We start from the raw sequence: 15,474 nt of genomic DNA, 5'->3' as shown, positions 1-15,474 counted from the left end.
TGGGCGACTTCAGCACTCGACAACCCCAGAAACTTGCTCCCTCCAAAACTTAGTCGTGCAAAGCAACATAAATTGCGCAATGCACAAACGAGATCAAACGCGTCCCCCGAATAGAAATTTTCTCTCGCTAAAACAAACCTCATAGCACGGTCGGCTGATAGATAGACAGCGCATTGCCGCTTCCAAACGCACAATTTACCGGCTTACATCATGTTTCTCTTCAGGCAAATTTGTTGACTTGGAGAAGAGCGTGACGTATTTCTGAATAACTGCGGGAGCGAGCCGATAGGGATAATTCCGCTATAATTTCGCGGTCCGACCCAAATCAATTCGGAATCGTCAAAAATAAAAAACGGCGCGCAATAAACATCCAGGAAAGCTGTCGCACGGAATAAACAAACTAAAAAAACAAAGGGATGAGAAATGTCACAACGTCAATTGGATTCTCGAATATCGAGAAAGTTTGCGGGGGACAGGTTTTGGTCCTTGGCCGCTCTGATTCTGCTCTGGTGCCTTTATACGTTTGTCTTCTTCGCCGTCATTCCGCTCGCACCCAACCCTGAAGTCGTTTGGGCACTCGCGATCGCTGGCGGGTTGGTTCTCTTGTTCAATACTGCTTCGGTTCTCGTGATGGTCGCTCATCTGAGCGAAGATCGCGCCGAGATCTACGGCCTCGATCTCCACTATCTCGATGCCGCTAAGAAGCGTCCGACATAGAACGGAGAGAACCAATGTCTCAAACGCGATATGAACCGCCAAAACAATCAGCTTTTGGCCAATTTTTCGACAGTCTGTTCCTCCTGGCCCTCGTGCTCGTCGCACTCTTCGTGCCGCTGTACCTCGGCTTGGCGGGCGGCGGAAAAACAGAACTCAAAGTTGCTGACCCGACGACGTGGGAAGGCCTCGGCCAGAACGCGGTCCAGACCGAACAGTGGGTGAAGCTCGGCATGACGCCGGAGACGGCAGCACCCATCATCACCTCCCGCTACGACTATTCCTTCAATCCGGTCGAACTCGCCATCACTGCCATCGTCGTCATGGGCTATTTCCTCCTGCTGTTTCGCTTCTCAAAGATCGAATACCGGGACGTGATTGCCGAGCGCTTTGGACAAAAGAATGGGGCCCGAAATGAATAGCTTTCATCTCCTCGAAACTGCGGCCTGGGTCATTTCAGCGATTCTGGGTCTCTATATGCTGATCGATCTCATCAAAACCAATCGCGCCTACTCCGAAGACGTGCTGACGTCGTCGAAAGAAGGTGAGATCGACGACAAACTCGTCGCCGAGCCGACTCACCAAGGGGGCAACCAGTGAGCCAAGCAACAGCTGTTCAGGGAGAAAAAATTTCTCTCCTGCGCGTCCTCGGTCCAGCGCACATCTGGGCTCTCGGCGTCGGAATCGTTCTCGTCGGCGAGTACATGGGTTGGAACTTCGCCGTCGGCAAAGGCGGAGCTTTCGCCGCTCTCATCGCATGCTGGTTCGCCGGCTTGCTTTACACCTGCGTCGCCATGATTGACTCGGAGGTCACCTCCACGGTCGCCGCCGCAGGCGGTCAGTACGCGCAGGCGAAACACATCGTCGGGCCCGTCATGGCATTCAATGTCGGACTCTATCTCGTCTTTGCCTACACAATGCTCGAGGCCGCGAACGCCATTACGCTCGGCTACCTGGTGCAAACTGTCGGCAGCATGGCCGGCTTTGAGAACGTACACGACAAGCCATTCATCGTTCTCACCATCATGTTCCTCGCTTGGTTGAACTATCGCGGCGTCTACACGACGTTGACGTTCAACCTGATCCTGACCGCGACTGCCTTCGTCGCCATCATCATTCTCTTCAGCTTCTCGAAGCCGTGGTCGAATGACATGCTCAGGCACAGCGAGCTACTGACGGGGCTGCCATACGGCTTCATCGGTGTCGTCGCCGCGCTCCACTTCGGCCTCTGGTACTACCTCGGCATCGAGGGAACCTGTCAGGCCGCCGAAGAAGTGCGCTCACCGGCCCGCTCGTTGCCGCTCGGCACGATGGCCGGCATGATCACGCTGCTGCTGGCTGCCACGATGACATGGTACGTCTGCACCGGCTTGATGCCGTGGGAGTATCTTGGACAGGCTGTTACGCCTCTCTTCGATGCCGCACGTCTAACCGGCTCTCAGCCGCTGATGGTTCTGCTGTTCGTGGGCACGATGTTCTCCACGATGGCATCCGCCAACGGTTGCATTAACGACGCCTCGCGCGCTTGGTTCTCCATGGGCCGCGACCGTTACCTGCCGACATGGTTCGGAGCGGTGCATCCCAAGAATCGCACGCCGTTCCGTTCGATCGTGTTCCTTGTTCCTGTGGCTCTTATCTTCGCATACTTCGCGCCGCTGGATCAGGTGATCACGTTCTCGATCCTCTCCGGCCTTCTGGGCTACACCTACATGTCCTTCCAGGTCATCATGTTCCGGAAGAAGTGGCCGCTCGACGTCATTAAGCGCGGCTACATTCATCCTATGCATCCGATACCGGCAATCGTGCTGCTGACACTGTGCTCAGTCACCTACTTCGCGGTGTTCCTGGGTTACGGCACGCAGCTCGTGGCAATGATGCTCTTCTTTGCCATCGCCTCGATCTGGTTCCACTTCCATCGCTACCGCTACGTTCGCCGTGGCGATCAGTTCAGCATGCAGTGGCCACGTCCCGTGGGCTACTGACGCGGAAGACAAAACGGCAGGGCGAACAACCCTGCCGTTTTTATTTTGTGACCTCGCCAGAACGTGCGACGTCTGGATTTCAAACAATTACGAGACAGCCATTGCCTTCGGAATTGCTTCTTCTCATCGCCATCGTCGGGGTTTGCGTCGTAACCGTAAAGGCTCGCCGCGATCATGCGCGTCAGCGCGCGCTGCGCACCGGGCTGTTCGACAGTTGCGTCGGCTTGCTCGATCTCGGCAGCGTCAGTTTTGGTGAGGACGGCTATCCAATTCTTGAGGGCCGCCGGCTCGGAAAATTCATCCGCGCCATCTTCATTCTCGACACAATGACGATCCGGCGCTTGCCGCAGTTGTGGCTTTCGGTAACGCGCATCGAGCCGCGCAAAGGCCGACCCGCTTTCGCTGCCCTCGTCCGTCCGGCCGGCACAGAGTTCTACTCGCTCTCCTCCACGTTTCCGCATCGGCTCGACAATCCGCCGAACTTCCCCGACGAGGTTCTTGTCCGCGGCAGTGGCGAGGCAGCTCAAACGCTGCTTCTGCGCATGGAGGATGCGATCCGGAAAATCCTCCTCGATCCCAAGATCAAAGAGATCGCCGTGACGGAAAAAGGCTTGCGTGTCATCTGGCAGGCTGCCGAAGGACGCCGCGGTGAGCACCTCATTCTCAGACAATCAATCTTTGACAACAACACTGTCAGCGCTGAGGACTTCAATCAGATGCTCGCGCATCTCGATGCGCTGAGCGAAGCCGCGGCAACTGCAGATCAGGTACGCACATAATGGCCGCGCCCAAAAAAAGAGCACCGCTCAATCCCTATCTCGTTCTCCTGGTCGCCGCAGTTCTACCCGGCGCCGGACACGTCATCGCCGGAAAGCCCTATCGCGGATTGGGCTTCGCTTTGTTCGCACTGCTGATCGGCGGATATACCTGGATCACGACGACGCCGGAGCATTCCTTCATCGGCCGGATTTCAGGCGGCATCTTCGTCTGGGCCATGTCGCTGCCGGACGCGTATCAAATCGCAAGAATGCGCTACGAAGTCTGGAAACAGGATATGCGCGCAAAGGGTTGACCGGCGAAAGCTGTCGCCTACAGGCCGTCACCCTTCGAAGACTAACCCCTCAATGTTCGCCGCCTGTAGCACGCCCTTCACGACACCCGCGAGTTCGCGCGGGATGTGGCCAAGTTCGCGGTAGCGTGCAACGAGCGTGAGTTTGCGCGAGATCTGCGGCCCAGGCAGCTTTTCGGTGACGAGATTCTTGTTGGAAAGCTTGGCCTCCGCGATGCAGAGCGGCGTCGTGATTGCGAACCCATCACCCGCCGAAACCATTGCCGCGACGGCATAGGGGCTATCGAATTCAAACGAACGCGCCGGCTCGATACCGAGACGACGCAAATGACGCTCGATCTCGACGCCCGTCTGCGAACGCCCGCTAAATCGGATCAGCGGCACGCAAGCAGCAAGCTTCTTCAGATCGCTAAGCGTGCGAACATGCGTATTCCGCCCGTTAATCAGCAACACATAAGGCTCGCGCACAATTTCCCACCGCTCGAGCCCGGGCGATTCCTCAAGATCATCGACCCCAAGAAACAAATCGAGACGCCGGGTCAGAAGCTCGCTCGCATGCGTCGCGGTGAGTCCCGACAGCAACGAAACTTCTTCCGCCTTCGCTTTGAGATGCTGCGATATCGCAACCGTCAGCGAACGACCGAGGGAATCGACCAGCCCGACACGAATGAGAGGAACGCGGCCATGCTCCGTCTCCTGCAGCATCGGCGCAATCTGGCGTGCGTCGGCGATCAGCGCACTCGCCCGCTGCCTCATCAGACCACCCGCCCGCGTCAGCGCCAGCGGCCGAACCGTTCGATCGAACAGCTCGGTCCCGATTTTCCGTTCGAGTTCAGAAACGGCGAGGGAGATAGCCGGCTGCGTCAGCCGAAGCTCACGAGCAGCCGCCGCCATACCGCCCGCCTCGCAAACGGCAAGGAAGATTTCGAGCGATCTCAGATCGAAAGGAAGACTGTGGCTCCGGTCGGACATTTCCACACTATAAATCATACTTATAGAGACCACAATCCAGTCAATTGGCAATATGCCAACGATTAGCCGAGGAGCCTGATTGGACATGTCAGCCGATCGATATTCGATATTTTCCGTACTCCGCGAATCCCTTCGCGGTCACACCGGTTGGGGACCCGCTTGGCGAGATGCCGAACCGCAATCGTCTTATGACGTCGTCATCATCGGCGGTGGCGGCCATGGTCTCGCAACGGCCTACTATCTTGCGAAGAACCATGGCGTGAACCGCGTCGCGGTTGTCGAGAAGGGCTGGATCGGCGGCGGCAACGTTGGCCGCAACACGACGATCGTCCGCTCGAACTACATGCTGCCGGGCAACATCCCGTTCTACGAACAGTCGATGAAGCTCTGGGAAGGCCTGGAGCAGGACATCAACTATAACGCGATGGTCAGTCAGCGCGGCGTGCTGAACCTTTATCACTCCGACGGCCAACGCGATGCGTTTGCCCGGCGCGGCAACGCGATGCGCATCCACGGCGTCGACGCCGAGTTGCTTGATCGCGAAGCGGTCCGCAAGATGGTTCCCTTCCTCGATTTCGATAACGCACGCTTCCCAGTTCAGGGCGGCCTTCTGCAAAAGCGCGGCGGAACCGTGCGGCACGACGCAGTGGCCTGGGGCTATGCGCGAGCTGCCGACCGGCGCGGTGTCGACATCATTCAGAATTGCGAAGTCAAAGGCTTCCGTCGCGAGGGTGACCGCATCGTCGGCGTTGAAACGTCCCGCGGATTCATCGGCGCAAAGAAAGTCGCTATGGCGGTCGCTGGCAACTCATCGCGCGTCGCTGCGATGGCGGGTCTCACGTTGCCGATCGAGAGCCACGTCCTGCAGGCGTTCGTTACGGAATCGATCAAGCCATTCATCGACGGCGTCGTGACGTTCGGCGCGGGCCACTTCTACATCAGCCAATCCGACAAGGGCGGCCTCGTATTCGGCGGTGACCTTGACGGCTACAACAGCTACGCCCAGCGCGGAAACCTCCCGGTCGTCGAAGACGTGTGCGAGGGCGGCATGGCGTTGATGCCGCGTATCGGACGCGTCCGCCTGCTGCGCAGTTGGGGCGGCATCATGGATATGTCGATGGACGGCAGCCCAATCATCGATCGCACTCCGCTCGAAGGCCTCTACTTCAATGGCGGCTGGTGCTACGGCGGCTTCAAGGCAACTCCGGCATCAGGTCTTTGCTTCGCGCATCTGATCGCGCGCGACGAACCTCATCCCGTCGCCGTTCCCTATCGCCTCGATCGCTTCGTCACCGGCCACGCGATCGACGAAAAAGGCATGGGCCCGCACCCGCAGCTTCATTGAGATAATTCGACTCGAAGGATTCGAAACATGCGCATCAACTGTCCACATTGCGGTGCTCGCGGGGTCGACGAGTTCGTCTACAACGGCGACGCGACAGTCACCCGTCCGGATGCATCAACGCCGTCGGCGATGACGGATTTCGTCAAGTTCGTCTACGATCGGAAAAACGCACCAGGCCCGCATGAGGAGCTTTGGTATCACGCGGCTGGTTGCCATGCCTGGCTCGTCGTATCGCGTAACGTTTCCACCCACGAAATCTCGTCCGTCGAACTAGCGCGGGATGTCGCCCTGAGGCGCAATTCCGCAGCGAAGGAGAGTGTCTGATGTCAACACAGCCCTTCCGCCTCGCCTCCGGCGGCCAAATCGACAGACGCCGCGAAATCTCTTTCACGTTCGATGGCCACACGTATTCGGGTTACGCTGGCGACACGCTGGCCTCCGCACTTCTCGCCAACGGCGTTCGTCTGACTGGCCGCTCGTTCAAGTATCATCGTCCGCGCGGCATCCTGACCGCAGGCTCCGAAGAGCCGAACGCGCTCGTCGAATTGCGCACGGGTCCGCGGCGCGAAGCCAACACCAAGGCGACGACCATCGAGCTCTACGATGACTTGACCGCCGCGAGCCAAAACCGCTGGCCGTCTCTGAAACTTGACCTGATGGCGGTCAACTCGATCCTGTCGCCGGTCTTCGTTGCAGGCTTCTACTACAAGACGTTCATGTGGCCCGCAGCGTTGTGGGAAAAGCTCTATGAGCCCGCCATCCGTCGCGCCGCAGGTCTCGGGCGCGCATCCAAAGATGCTGACCCGGACACGTATGAAAAAGCCAACACGTTTTGCGATGTCCTGATCATCGGCGGAGGCCCCGCCGGTCTTGCGGCAGCACTCAGCGCCGGACGCACCGGCGCGCGTGTCATCATCGCTGATGAGAGTTTCGCACTCGGCGGCAGCGCTCTGAATGACTCCGCACCGATCGACGGTATGCCACCAGCAAAGTGGGTTGCATCGGCGCTCGCTGAACTTTCGCAGATGCCGGACGTGCGCATTATGCGCCGCACGACCGTGTTCGGCATCTACGATGGCGGAACCTACGGCGCCGTCGAACGCGTGAACGATCACGTCGCAACTCCGCCCATGGGCCAGCCGCGTCAGCGCCTCTGGCATATCGTGGCGAAGAAAGCCGTGCTCGCTGCGGGCTCGATCGAACGCCCAATCGTTTTCGGCGGCAACGATCTGCCCGGCGTCATGCTGGCAAGCGCCGTCCGCGCATACGTCAACCGCTTCGCTGTTGCACCGGGCGAAAGCGCCGTCGTCTTCACGAATAACGATTACGCTGCAACCACTGCGGCCGACCTTGCGCGTGCTGGCGTGAAAGTCGCGGCAATTGTCGACTCTCGCCCGCAACCGACCGAATGGGTCCGCAACATTGCTAAGACCGCGGGCATAGAGTTGATCTCCGGCGTCGTTCTTGACGCAAAGGGTGGACAGCGCGTGGAAGGCGTTGTCGTCCGCACGCGCGACGGACAGGAACGCAAGATCGCTTGCGATCTCGTCGCGATGTCCGGCGGTTACAATCCCAACATCCAACTCACCACGCATCTTGGCGGCAAGCCTGCTTGGAATAACGACCTTGCCGCATTCGTTCCGGGCTCGTTTCCTCCCGGCATATCGGTCGCGGGTGCGGCTGCAGGCCAATTCGGCTTGCAAACCGTTCTCGCGGCCGGTACCGCGGCTGGTTCCGCCGCGGCCGGTGCGAGCGGAGGTTCCGAACCGCTCGCACCAGCTCCTCGGGCTGAAGACGAAGGCACTGCAATCTCACCGCTTTGGCGCGTTGAAGGATATCGCGGCAAAGCATTCGTCGATCAACAGAACGACGTCACGGCTTCCGACGTCGAGCTGGCAGAGCGCGAAGGGTTCCGCTCCGTCGAGCATCTCAAGCGTTACACAACGCTCGGCATGGCAACGGACCAGGGCAAGACCGCGAACGTCAACGCGCTCGCGATCATGGCCCACCTTACGAACAAGTCCATTCCCGACACCGGCATGACGCTGGCACGGCCGCCCTATACACCGGTCGCGTTAGGCGCCCTTGCGGGTCATCATCGCGGCAAGGACTTCAAGCCGACGCGCTTGCCACCGTCTTACGCCTGGACCAAGGAACAGAACGGCCGCGTCGTCGAGACAGGTCTCTGGCTTCGTCCGAGTTACTACCCGCGTGCGGGCGAGAACGATTGGCTCGATACGGTCAAGCGCGAGGTCAACACGGTTCGTAATTCCGTCGGAATTTGCGACGTGTCGACCCTCGGCAAGATCGACGTCCAGGGTGCAGACGCAGCCGAATTTCTCGACAAGATCTACATGAACGCCATGCGCAAGCTGCCGGTGGGCAAGGCGCGTTACGGCGGCATGCTGCGCGAAGACGGCATCTTCTTGGATGACGGCACCGTCGCCCGTTTCGATGAAAACCACTTCTTCATCACAACGACGACCGCCAACGCGGTGAAAGCATTCCAGCACATGGAATTCTGTCACCAGTGGCTCTGGCCGGAACTCGACGTGCAGATGATCTCGGCCACCGAGCAATGGGCGCAGTACGCCGTCGCCGGACCGAAATCGCGCGACCTGCTTCGCAAGATCGTCGATCCTGAGTTCGATATTTCGGATGAAGGCTTCCCCTATCTCAAAGTCGGGCACATCACGGTGTGCGGTGGGATCAAGGCGCGCCTCTACCGCCTCTCCTTCTCTGGCGAACGCGCTTTCGAAATCGGCGTACCCTCTCGCTACGGCGATGCTCTCCTTCGCCGGATGATGGAAGCCGGTAAGGAATTCGGCGTCTGCCCATATGGCACCGAGTCTCTTGGCGTAATGCGCATCGAGAAGGGCCACATCAGCGGCCCCGAACTCAACGGCATCACCACGCCGAACGACGTCGGGCTCGGCGGAATGGTTTCGACCAAGAAAGACTTTGTCGGCCGCGTACTCAATGGACGGCCTGGTCTTACGGATCCCAATCGTCCGGCGCTGATCGGTTTCCGTCCGGTCGATCGCTCACGGCGGCTGCGATCTGGCGCGCACTTCCTCGCCAAAGACGCGTCTCCGTCTCCGGAGAATGACGATGGCCATATGAGTTCGGTCGCATATTCACCGACGCTCGGTCATTGGGTCGGCCTTGGTTTCCTGCGGCGCGGTCCGAACCGCATCGGAGAGATCGTCCGCGCTTACGATCCGCTCCGCGGAGAAGACACGCTCGTCGAAGTCGTTTCACCGGTCTTCGTTGATCCTGAGGGAGTAAAAGTCCGTGGCTAGCCCAACATTGGCGGCACGCTCCGCCTTCACGCACGCAACGCCCATCGCTGCAGCAGGACTGGTGATCCGTCCTCACGAAACGCTAACGATGGCCAGCATCACGGCCAGCAAAGGCAAGGTGGATCAGGTTCGCGCGGTAATTCGCGAGCACTACGGCGCTGAACTTACCAACACGCCACAGCGCGTGACGGGCAAGGACATCGCATTCGTTTGGACAGGCCCGGACCAATGGACCGCCGTCGCCGAACGTGGCGAGAACCGCGATATCGAGCTTGAGTTAAAGCCGCTACTCGCTGGACTGGCCGCTATCGTCGATCAGTCCGACGCACGCGCCGTCGTCCAGATCTCGGGGCCACGCGCACGCGAAGTGCTGGCAAAAGGCGTTCCAATTGACCTGCATCCACGTGAATTCCCCCGCAATGGGGTAGCCATCACGCATGCCAGTCATATCGGAATCATCCTATGGCAGATGGATGATAAGCCGACCTATGAGATTGCCGTCTTCCGCAGCTTTGCCGACAGTCTTTGGCATTGGCTAGAATCGTCGGCAGCCGAATTCGTCTAAACATCATCGCCCAAAAAAAGGAAAACAACGTGAGCGCACAACTCATCACCAAACTCCCTGAGTCAGGCCCAGATCCGATCACAACTGATCTGCCTGGTTGGAAGGTCGTCAGCGGCACGCCGTCGATGAAAACCTGGATTCTGCACAAGGCAGCCGACGGCTCGATGATTTCGGGTATCTGGGAAGCAATGCCCGGCACCTATCACACGACATACGACAAGTATGAATTCGTGCATCTCATCTCCGGACGCATTACAATCACTCCAGATGGCGGCCAGCCAATTGAATTCAATCCCGGCGACGCGTTCGCTGTTGAGGCTGGCTTTACAGGCACCTGGGTCATTACCGAGCCGGTGCGCAAACATTTCGCCATTCGCTTAGCCTGAACCCTCTGACCTGCCTTGGTCGGACTCTGGTTCATGGACTGAGCCTGCGAACGGCAAAACTGCCGTTCGCGTATCTCTCCAGTTGCATAAGGGAATACGATGACGACCAATCAAAGCAAGCGTATCGGCATTCGCGTTGGTGAAGCACTTGTCGCCGGCGGACCTCCGGGAACGGCGGCAGAGCCTGAAGTCGCAATCGGCGAACTCGATGGACCGTTCGGAACTGCGTTCGCAAATCTCCTCGGCGATCAGACAGTCGGCCACAGCCGGGTACTCGCACTGATGAATACGGACGTCATGGTGCGTCCACCGACCATTTGCGTAAGCAAGGTCACCGTCACCGACGAACGCTACACCAACATCCTGATGGGAACGGTTCAGTACGCCACGGCAATGGGCGTTCTCGACGCTGTGCGCAACGGAGATATCCCGCGCGATAAAGCCGACGAACTGGGCATCATCGTTTCCGTGTGGCTCAACCCGGTCGTGTCGACGATCAAGGATCTCGACCACAAGATTCTATTCGACATTCATCGCAAGGCGACCACGCTGGCCATTCACAAGGCCATGACCTTCCAACCATCGATCGATTGGCTCCTGGAGAACCAGGACAAGATCGTTCACAAGTACTTTGAAAAAGGTCTCAAGGGCGAAATATAGAACCAGCGCCAGTTGGTAATCGCCTCAATGGTGACCTGCAGATGATTGAGCCTGCGCAAGCGCGGACGTCGGCAGGTCACCGTTTTCATCCGTCTCGAATACATTCTGCAGCTTTGCGGCCACGACGCGGAAGTGCTGCATAAGCTGCGCACCGACCTCCTGGTCCAACCCGACGCGATCGATCGCGATCGTCATACAGTTCAGCCAATCGTCGTGAGCTTGCCGGTCAATCACGACATGAACATGCATCTGGCGAACGTCGGAATGCCCGTGCTGCTCGCGATACAATTTCGGCCCACCAAGAAAATCCGATAAAAATTTGAACTGCTCGATCCGCGAATGAGCGACGCCATGTCCGCGCAGATGTAGCATTTTCAGAGCCCGGCCTTCCGGCTCGAATTCGATAATATCGTAGAATGTCTCGATGAGCTTCCTGAGCCCTTCTTCACCACCAACACGTGTGTAAAGAGAAGCAGTCTTTTTCACTTCAATTCCTTTCTAGGTCTCGTTCCTTCTTGGCTTGCGTCTCGCCGCATTAAAGAGACGCTCGTCATCCGAAATACACATCGCTTCGCAGGAAAAATGGCTGGAGGTTGGAACCCCCAGCCAAGTTGGCGTCCGGGATGTCACGAACGCTCGGAAACCGGGTGAGTTCTAAGACGCTTGGGATCGTAGAACGGCATCTGAACGACAACAGCATTCAGATCTTTGCCGTCATGGATAACGAGTTCTGTCCCAAGCTTCGTATACTTCGGCTCGATCTGCGCCATGGCCAGAGACTTCATCAGATGCTGGCTGAACACCGTGCTGGTGACAACGCCAACTTCTTTGCCGTTCGCCGTGATTTTCGATCCCGGCGCAACCGCATCAGAATGATCGACTTCGAGCCCAGTGATGAACGAGCGCTCCTTGCCCTTTTTCGCAGCAAGCGCCTGCTTGCCGATGAAGTCAGGCTTCTCGAGATCAACTGTCCAATCGGCGCGAACTTCCCACGGCGTCGTATCGCCGTGTGACATGTCATAGGGGAAGAACAGCAAGCCGCCTTCCACGCGGACGATATCGAGGCAGGACCAGGACACCGGAACAACGCCCTTGTCTTTGCCGGCCTTCAGGATCTCATCCCAGATAAAGGGCGCGTCTTTCGCAGAGCAAAAGACTTCATAGCCGCGCTCAGCCGAATATCCGCCGCGTGCAAGCGAGACGTCTTTGCCAAACAGCGTCGATTTCTGATGCTTGAAGTAGCCGAGCTTGCTGAGATCCATCGGCGTGTGGGCATTAAGCACTTCCAGCGCAGCAGGTCCCTGCAACGACAGCACGTGCACATCGTCATCGCGCTTGATTTCGACGTTGAACTTGCCCTTGGCTTCGAGCGCCGCTTCTTCAAATGCGCCGCCACCATGTGAAACGCGGTATGCGTTCGGCCCATCGACATAAATAAGAACGTCGTCGATCAACGCGCCATCGCTGTTGACGATGTTGCTGATATGGGAATCGCCAGCCTTTGCCTTCGACACATCCGTCGTCAGGATGTGATTCAGAAATGCCGTCGCGTCAGGACCCGATACATCGAGAAAGCGAAGCGCTGTAACATCGATGAGTCCAGCGCGATACCGCACCGCCGCCGTTTCCTCGTAGGGGCACGTCGAATAGTTTTGGGGAATTGGCATGTCGTTCCAAGCGGAAGACAAGTCTGAGCCAAGAGCTCGATGGCGATCGTTGATTGCCGATTGACGCGAGTTGGTCATGCGCGTTTCCTTTTCCGTTTTTCTGAGTTGTCCAGGTTAAAAGCCGGGCGGGTTTGCCGCCTCTATTTGTGATTGAAGAGAAATCCTTGCGGCGTCGGCTTGCCATCATCGAATTGATCGAGCCACCGCAAAGTGGTTTCGCGATAAGTGCCGAGACCTTTGTATTCGACGAGCTCCGGCGGGATGCTTCTGATGACGCGAGGGAAACGCCGTGCCCAATCCGGCTGCGTAACCAGCTCTCGCATCTTCAAGAGATACGCGCGGATAGAAAACGCGATGGCGTTCGAGCGAGGAAGACGCCACAGCGCCTGCAGCTCGACACGCAAATGAACCTTGTCGCCAACGTTCTCGTCCGTCACAGTCGTCCGATCGATACCCCACTTGTCATAGTTCTCGGGGCTCGTATCCAATCGCGGATTGATGGTCATCGTCCAGTTCAGGCGCCGCACAGGCTGGCCCTGCTGCAAGTTCATCAGAAACTTCAGCGCGCGATCAAAAACGCCAGCTTGATGTGCCAGCGGCACAGGCCCATGCCATTCCATGAAATTCATGCCGACATCGAAATCGATGGACCAATCGGCCTGCGATGTTGCGATACCCGCATCCATCCAAAGATTGTTTTCGCGCTGGTCCTGAAGTGTAAAGTCACCCTGGCACTGCCGCGTGATGTATTCCATCGGCTCATACGGAAGCGATGAAACATCGCCGAACGTAAACTTATTCTCGATCTGCAGCGGCCGGTTGATCCAGTGCCAGTGCGCACCATCCCGATGCAGCGTGAAGTACTGCGGATAGTCGCGCGCGAGCGATGTCATCAGCAGTTCAAGCAAATCCCACTGCGCCGGCATCATATGCGGCAGCGCCTGCACACGCGTCGGATCTTCCTTGAGCACGATCGCGCGGTCGCGCATGTCCGAAACGTAGTGCTCGTCGATATCGATCGGGAATTCGTAAACTGAACCCTTCGGCCCAGCCGTATGCGGTTCGATGTTCACCGAATACATGTACTTGTCTTCCCAGAACGGGAAGGGAAAGCGCTTCACGCCCTCCGGGCTGTTCGCAAATGTGTAATCATCGCGAAACGTTTCATCTCTGAAATACGTGTTCATTTGCATCTCCTTTCGCCGAAGCGAGAACCGAAACTAAAGATCGAGTGTCAGCGACGTTCCCTCGATCCGCGACACGCACGTCGCGATCTGATTTCCGCAAGCCCTCTCATCTTCGGTCAGATAGTGATCGTTGTGTCGAAGGCTTCCCTCGACGCCGAGCACTCGCGTAATGCACTGACCGCACGCACCGCCCCTGCAGAGATACGGCGCATCGACTCCTGCCTGCTCCAAAGCCTCGAGAATGCTCTGATGCTCACCGACCCGGATTTCGCGGCCGGACTTCGCAAGCTTGACAACGAAGGGATTGCCCGCGGGCGGCGCATCGAAATGTTCGTAGTGCACGTTCTCGTCCGGCCACCCGGCAGCGCGCGCGCTCTGCGTCGTCCAATCGATCATCCGCTGCGGCCCGCAGACATAAATGTGCGTTCCTAAGCGCTGATTCTCCAGAATCTCATGCAGCGGAATGCGGTGACCGCGATCCGACCTGTAGAGATGAACGCCCGGTGCGCCTTCTTGCTCGAATGCACCGAAATAAGCGCCTTCCTCAGCGGAGCGCACGGCGTAATGCAGTTCGTAGTTCGCCTTATCGTGGCGGAACTGCGCCAGCATTGCCATGAAGGGCGTGATGCCGATGCCCCCTGCAATCAGGATATGTTTGCGCGCAGTATGCGCGATCGGAAACAGATTGACGGGATCGCCGATTTCGAGCGTCGCACCCTTTGCGATGCGCTCGTGAACGAAGGACGACCCGCCACGCGACTCCGGAACATGGAGTACGCTGATCGCATAATGACTTTGATCGAGCGGCGAACTCATCAACGAATAGGCATTGCGATACACGCGATCGCCGTGACGCATCGTTACGATGACGTGCGCACCAGCGGAGAAGATCGGCAACGCACCGCCATCGACATCGCTGAACCGAAGCCGCTTTACACGTGCCGCAACCGGGGTCACGTCATCGACACGCACAAGTCGCGAATTCCGAGCCGTCATAGATAGTCCGCCTTTTCTTCTGGAATATTGCCGGGGGCATCGGCATCGATGCGAACGCCTTGGAACGCCGCGTGACGCCGCGAATAGTGATCGCGCACCAACAGGCTGTAACCACAATGAGCGCAGATGACGGGATTGGTCGTCACGTTCTCCGTTATGCCCTTGCAATGAACGCATTGAACGCGCCGCTTCAGCGATCCGCGATGTTCTTTGTAAATCGAAGAGTGCCCCACGCCGTGCGCCATTGCGGTCTTCTCGACCAAGCCGATCAACGGCTCGGTTCCAGCCACATAGAGCCGCGTACTCATCAGCGCCTTATCGAGAACGCCATCCAGTCGCGATATAACCGTTTCAATCGTCGGAAAAACCGCGATGTCAGTAATGCCGAGCGACTTCAAGCGCTCGAGTGGATCCGTTCCATTGCCGCCGGCTCTGCAAAGGATCACCGTGGTGCGGGACAGAAACTCCTGATCGACTTTCTTTGCGAGATCGGCAATCGCCTCCGAACCTCCGGCGTCAGCCACCATCAGGTTCTGTTTGGCCTGCAGGTCCGGTTTGAGACCTGGATACTTTGGCCGGCTTTTGATTTCAGATTCGAGCATCGTTGTTTACCAGTTTGGAGTGAAGCA

18 protein-coding genes are annotated in these 15,474 nt (G+C 58.0%); 12 read left to right on the top strand and 6 right to left on the bottom strand.

Annotated features, from left to right (window positions below; translation table 11 throughout):
• The first annotated feature begins 486 nt into the window (after positions 1 to 486).
• The 6 genes from DLM45_RS13310 to DLM45_RS13285 all read left to right on the top strand — a co-directional run bounded on the left by DLM45_RS13310 (position 487) and on the right by DLM45_RS13285 (position 3,768).
• On the top strand, positions 487 to 717 hold the full coding sequence (locus tag DLM45_RS13310) for a hypothetical protein (RefSeq protein ID WP_246317382.1): 231 nt from the start codon (positions 487 to 489) through the stop codon (positions 715 to 717).
• 14 nt (positions 718 to 731) lie between these two features.
• Positions 732 to 1,136, top strand: coding sequence for a hypothetical protein (locus DLM45_RS13305; protein ID WP_181337569.1), 405 nt, complete (start codon positions 732 to 734; stop codon positions 1,134 to 1,136).
• Entirely contained in the window at positions 1,129 to 1,314 is a 186-nt protein-coding gene (locus tag DLM45_RS13300; RefSeq protein ID WP_181337568.1) for a hypothetical protein, read from the top strand. Before DLM45_RS13305 ends, DLM45_RS13300 begins: the two co-directional genes overlap by 8 nt.
• Positions 1,311 to 2,696, top strand: coding sequence for an amino acid permease (locus DLM45_RS13295; protein WP_181337567.1), 1,386 nt, complete (start codon positions 1,311 to 1,313; stop codon positions 2,694 to 2,696). The genes DLM45_RS13300 and DLM45_RS13295 overlap by 4 nt, the downstream gene beginning before the upstream one ends.
• Before the next feature lie 101 nt (positions 2,697 to 2,797).
• Complete coding sequence (locus DLM45_RS13290; protein ID WP_181337566.1) at positions 2,798 to 3,475, top strand: hypothetical protein; 678 nt, start codon at positions 2,798 to 2,800, stop codon at positions 3,473 to 3,475.
• Complete coding sequence (locus DLM45_RS13285; protein WP_181337565.1) at positions 3,475 to 3,768, top strand: hypothetical protein; 294 nt, start codon at positions 3,475 to 3,477, stop codon at positions 3,766 to 3,768. Before DLM45_RS13290 ends, DLM45_RS13285 begins: the two co-directional genes overlap by 1 nt.
• 27 nt (positions 3,769 to 3,795) lie before the next feature.
• On the opposite strand, the gene DLM45_RS13280 is transcribed toward DLM45_RS13285, so the two are convergent.
• Positions 3,796 to 4,737 carry a LysR family transcriptional regulator gene (locus tag DLM45_RS13280; RefSeq protein ID WP_181337564.1) on the bottom strand — a complete coding sequence of 314 codons (942 nt, stop codon included), beginning with the start codon at positions 4,735 to 4,737 and terminating at the stop codon, positions 3,796 to 3,798.
• 85 nt (positions 4,738 to 4,822) lie between these two features.
• On the opposite strand from DLM45_RS13280, the gene DLM45_RS13275 reads away from it, so the two are divergent.
• The 6 genes from DLM45_RS13275 to DLM45_RS13250 all read left to right on the top strand — a co-directional run bounded on the left by DLM45_RS13275 (position 4,823) and on the right by DLM45_RS13250 (position 10,995).
• Positions 4,823 to 6,082: a sarcosine oxidase subunit beta family protein gene (locus tag DLM45_RS13275; RefSeq protein WP_181337563.1), complete on the top strand. Its 1,260-nt coding sequence runs from the start codon at positions 4,823 to 4,825 to the stop codon at positions 6,080 to 6,082.
• A gap of 27 nt (positions 6,083 to 6,109) precedes the next feature.
• Positions 6,110 to 6,406, top strand: a complete 297-nt coding sequence (locus tag DLM45_RS13270; RefSeq protein WP_181337562.1) for a sarcosine oxidase subunit delta — start codon at positions 6,110 to 6,112, stop codon at positions 6,404 to 6,406.
• Entirely contained in the window at positions 6,406 to 9,384 is a 2,979-nt protein-coding gene (locus DLM45_RS13265; RefSeq protein WP_181337561.1) for a sarcosine oxidase subunit alpha family protein, read from the top strand. The genes DLM45_RS13270 and DLM45_RS13265 overlap by 1 nt, the downstream gene beginning before the upstream one ends.
• Positions 9,377 to 9,949 (top strand): sarcosine oxidase subunit gamma, encoded by a 573-nt coding sequence (locus DLM45_RS13260; RefSeq protein WP_343062304.1) that lies wholly within the window; start codon positions 9,377 to 9,379, stop codon positions 9,947 to 9,949. The genes DLM45_RS13265 and DLM45_RS13260 overlap by 8 nt, the downstream gene beginning before the upstream one ends.
• A 29-nt stretch (positions 9,950 to 9,978) precedes the next feature.
• Positions 9,979 to 10,335, top strand: a complete 357-nt coding sequence (locus tag DLM45_RS13255; RefSeq protein WP_343062303.1) for a cupin domain-containing protein — start codon at positions 9,979 to 9,981, stop codon at positions 10,333 to 10,335.
• A 99-nt stretch (positions 10,336 to 10,434) separates the two neighbouring features.
• The gene (locus DLM45_RS13250; RefSeq protein ID WP_181337560.1) at positions 10,435 to 10,995 is read left to right on the top strand and encodes a formaldehyde-activating enzyme; all 561 of its coding nucleotides are present in this window, start codon (positions 10,435 to 10,437) and stop codon (positions 10,993 to 10,995) included.
• Positions 10,996 to 11,019: 24 nt separating this feature from the next.
• Here the strand turns inward: DLM45_RS13250 and DLM45_RS13245 are convergent, their stop codons facing one another.
• From DLM45_RS13245 to DLM45_RS13225, 5 genes are all read right to left on the bottom strand, one after another.
• The gene (locus tag DLM45_RS13245) at positions 11,020 to 11,481 is read right to left on the bottom strand and encodes a globin domain-containing protein (RefSeq protein WP_181337559.1); all 462 of its coding nucleotides are present in this window, start codon (positions 11,479 to 11,481) and stop codon (positions 11,020 to 11,022) included.
• Between the two features lie 140 nt (positions 11,482 to 11,621).
• Positions 11,622 to 12,740: an aminomethyl transferase family protein gene (locus DLM45_RS13240; protein ID WP_181337558.1), complete on the bottom strand. Its 1,119-nt coding sequence runs from the start codon at positions 12,738 to 12,740 to the stop codon at positions 11,622 to 11,624.
• Positions 12,741 to 12,802: 62 nt separating this feature from the next.
• Positions 12,803 to 13,849, bottom strand: coding sequence for a heme-dependent oxidative N-demethylase family protein (locus DLM45_RS13235; protein ID WP_181337557.1), 1,047 nt, complete (start codon positions 13,847 to 13,849; stop codon positions 12,803 to 12,805).
• A gap of 33 nt (positions 13,850 to 13,882) precedes the next feature.
• Positions 13,883 to 14,845 carry a PDR/VanB family oxidoreductase gene (locus DLM45_RS13230; protein WP_181337556.1) on the bottom strand — a complete coding sequence of 321 codons (963 nt, stop codon included), beginning with the start codon at positions 14,843 to 14,845 and terminating at the stop codon, positions 13,883 to 13,885.
• Complete coding sequence (locus DLM45_RS13225; protein ID WP_181337555.1) at positions 14,842 to 15,447, bottom strand: dimethylamine monooxygenase subunit DmmA family protein; 606 nt, start codon at positions 15,445 to 15,447, stop codon at positions 14,842 to 14,844. Before DLM45_RS13225 ends, DLM45_RS13230 begins: the two co-directional genes overlap by 4 nt.
• Positions 15,448 to 15,474: the final 27 nt, after the last annotated feature.

This window comes from Hyphomicrobium methylovorum (assembly GCF_013626205.1).
In the GTDB taxonomy this organism is placed as follows: domain Bacteria; phylum Pseudomonadota; class Alphaproteobacteria; order Rhizobiales; family Hyphomicrobiaceae; genus Hyphomicrobium_B; species Hyphomicrobium_B methylovorum.
This window is presented reverse-complemented; position numbering and strand designations above follow the sequence as displayed.

Coding starts and splice junctions, on each gene's coding strand:
- DLM45_RS13270 (WP_181337562.1), top strand. CDS start 6,110: ATGCGCATCAACTGTCCACATTGCGGTGCTCGCGGGGTCGACGAGTTC.
- DLM45_RS13225 (WP_181337555.1), bottom strand. CDS start 15,447: ATGCTCGAATCTGAAATCAAAAGCCGGCCAAAGTATCCAGGTCTCAAA.
- DLM45_RS13285 (WP_181337565.1), top strand. CDS start 3,475: ATGGCCGCGCCCAAAAAAAGAGCACCGCTCAATCCCTATCTCGTTCTC.
- DLM45_RS13230 (WP_181337556.1), bottom strand. CDS start 14,845: ATGACGGCTCGGAATTCGCGACTTGTGCGTGTCGATGACGTGACCCCG.
- DLM45_RS13300 (WP_181337568.1), top strand. CDS start 1,129: ATGAATAGCTTTCATCTCCTCGAAACTGCGGCCTGGGTCATTTCAGCG.
- DLM45_RS13235 (WP_181337557.1), bottom strand. CDS start 13,849: ATGAACACGTATTTCAGAGATGAAACGTTTCGCGATGATTACACATTT.
- DLM45_RS13250 (WP_181337560.1), top strand. CDS start 10,435: ATGACGACCAATCAAAGCAAGCGTATCGGCATTCGCGTTGGTGAAGCA.
- DLM45_RS13280 (WP_181337564.1), bottom strand. CDS start 4,737: ATGTCCGACCGGAGCCACAGTCTTCCTTTCGATCTGAGATCGCTCGAA.
- DLM45_RS13275 (WP_181337563.1), top strand. CDS start 4,823: ATGTCAGCCGATCGATATTCGATATTTTCCGTACTCCGCGAATCCCTT.
- DLM45_RS13305 (WP_181337569.1), top strand. CDS start 732: ATGTCTCAAACGCGATATGAACCGCCAAAACAATCAGCTTTTGGCCAA.
- DLM45_RS13240 (WP_181337558.1), bottom strand. CDS start 12,740: ATGACCAACTCGCGTCAATCGGCAATCAACGATCGCCATCGAGCTCTT.
- DLM45_RS13265 (WP_181337561.1), top strand. CDS start 6,406: ATGTCAACACAGCCCTTCCGCCTCGCCTCCGGCGGCCAAATCGACAGA.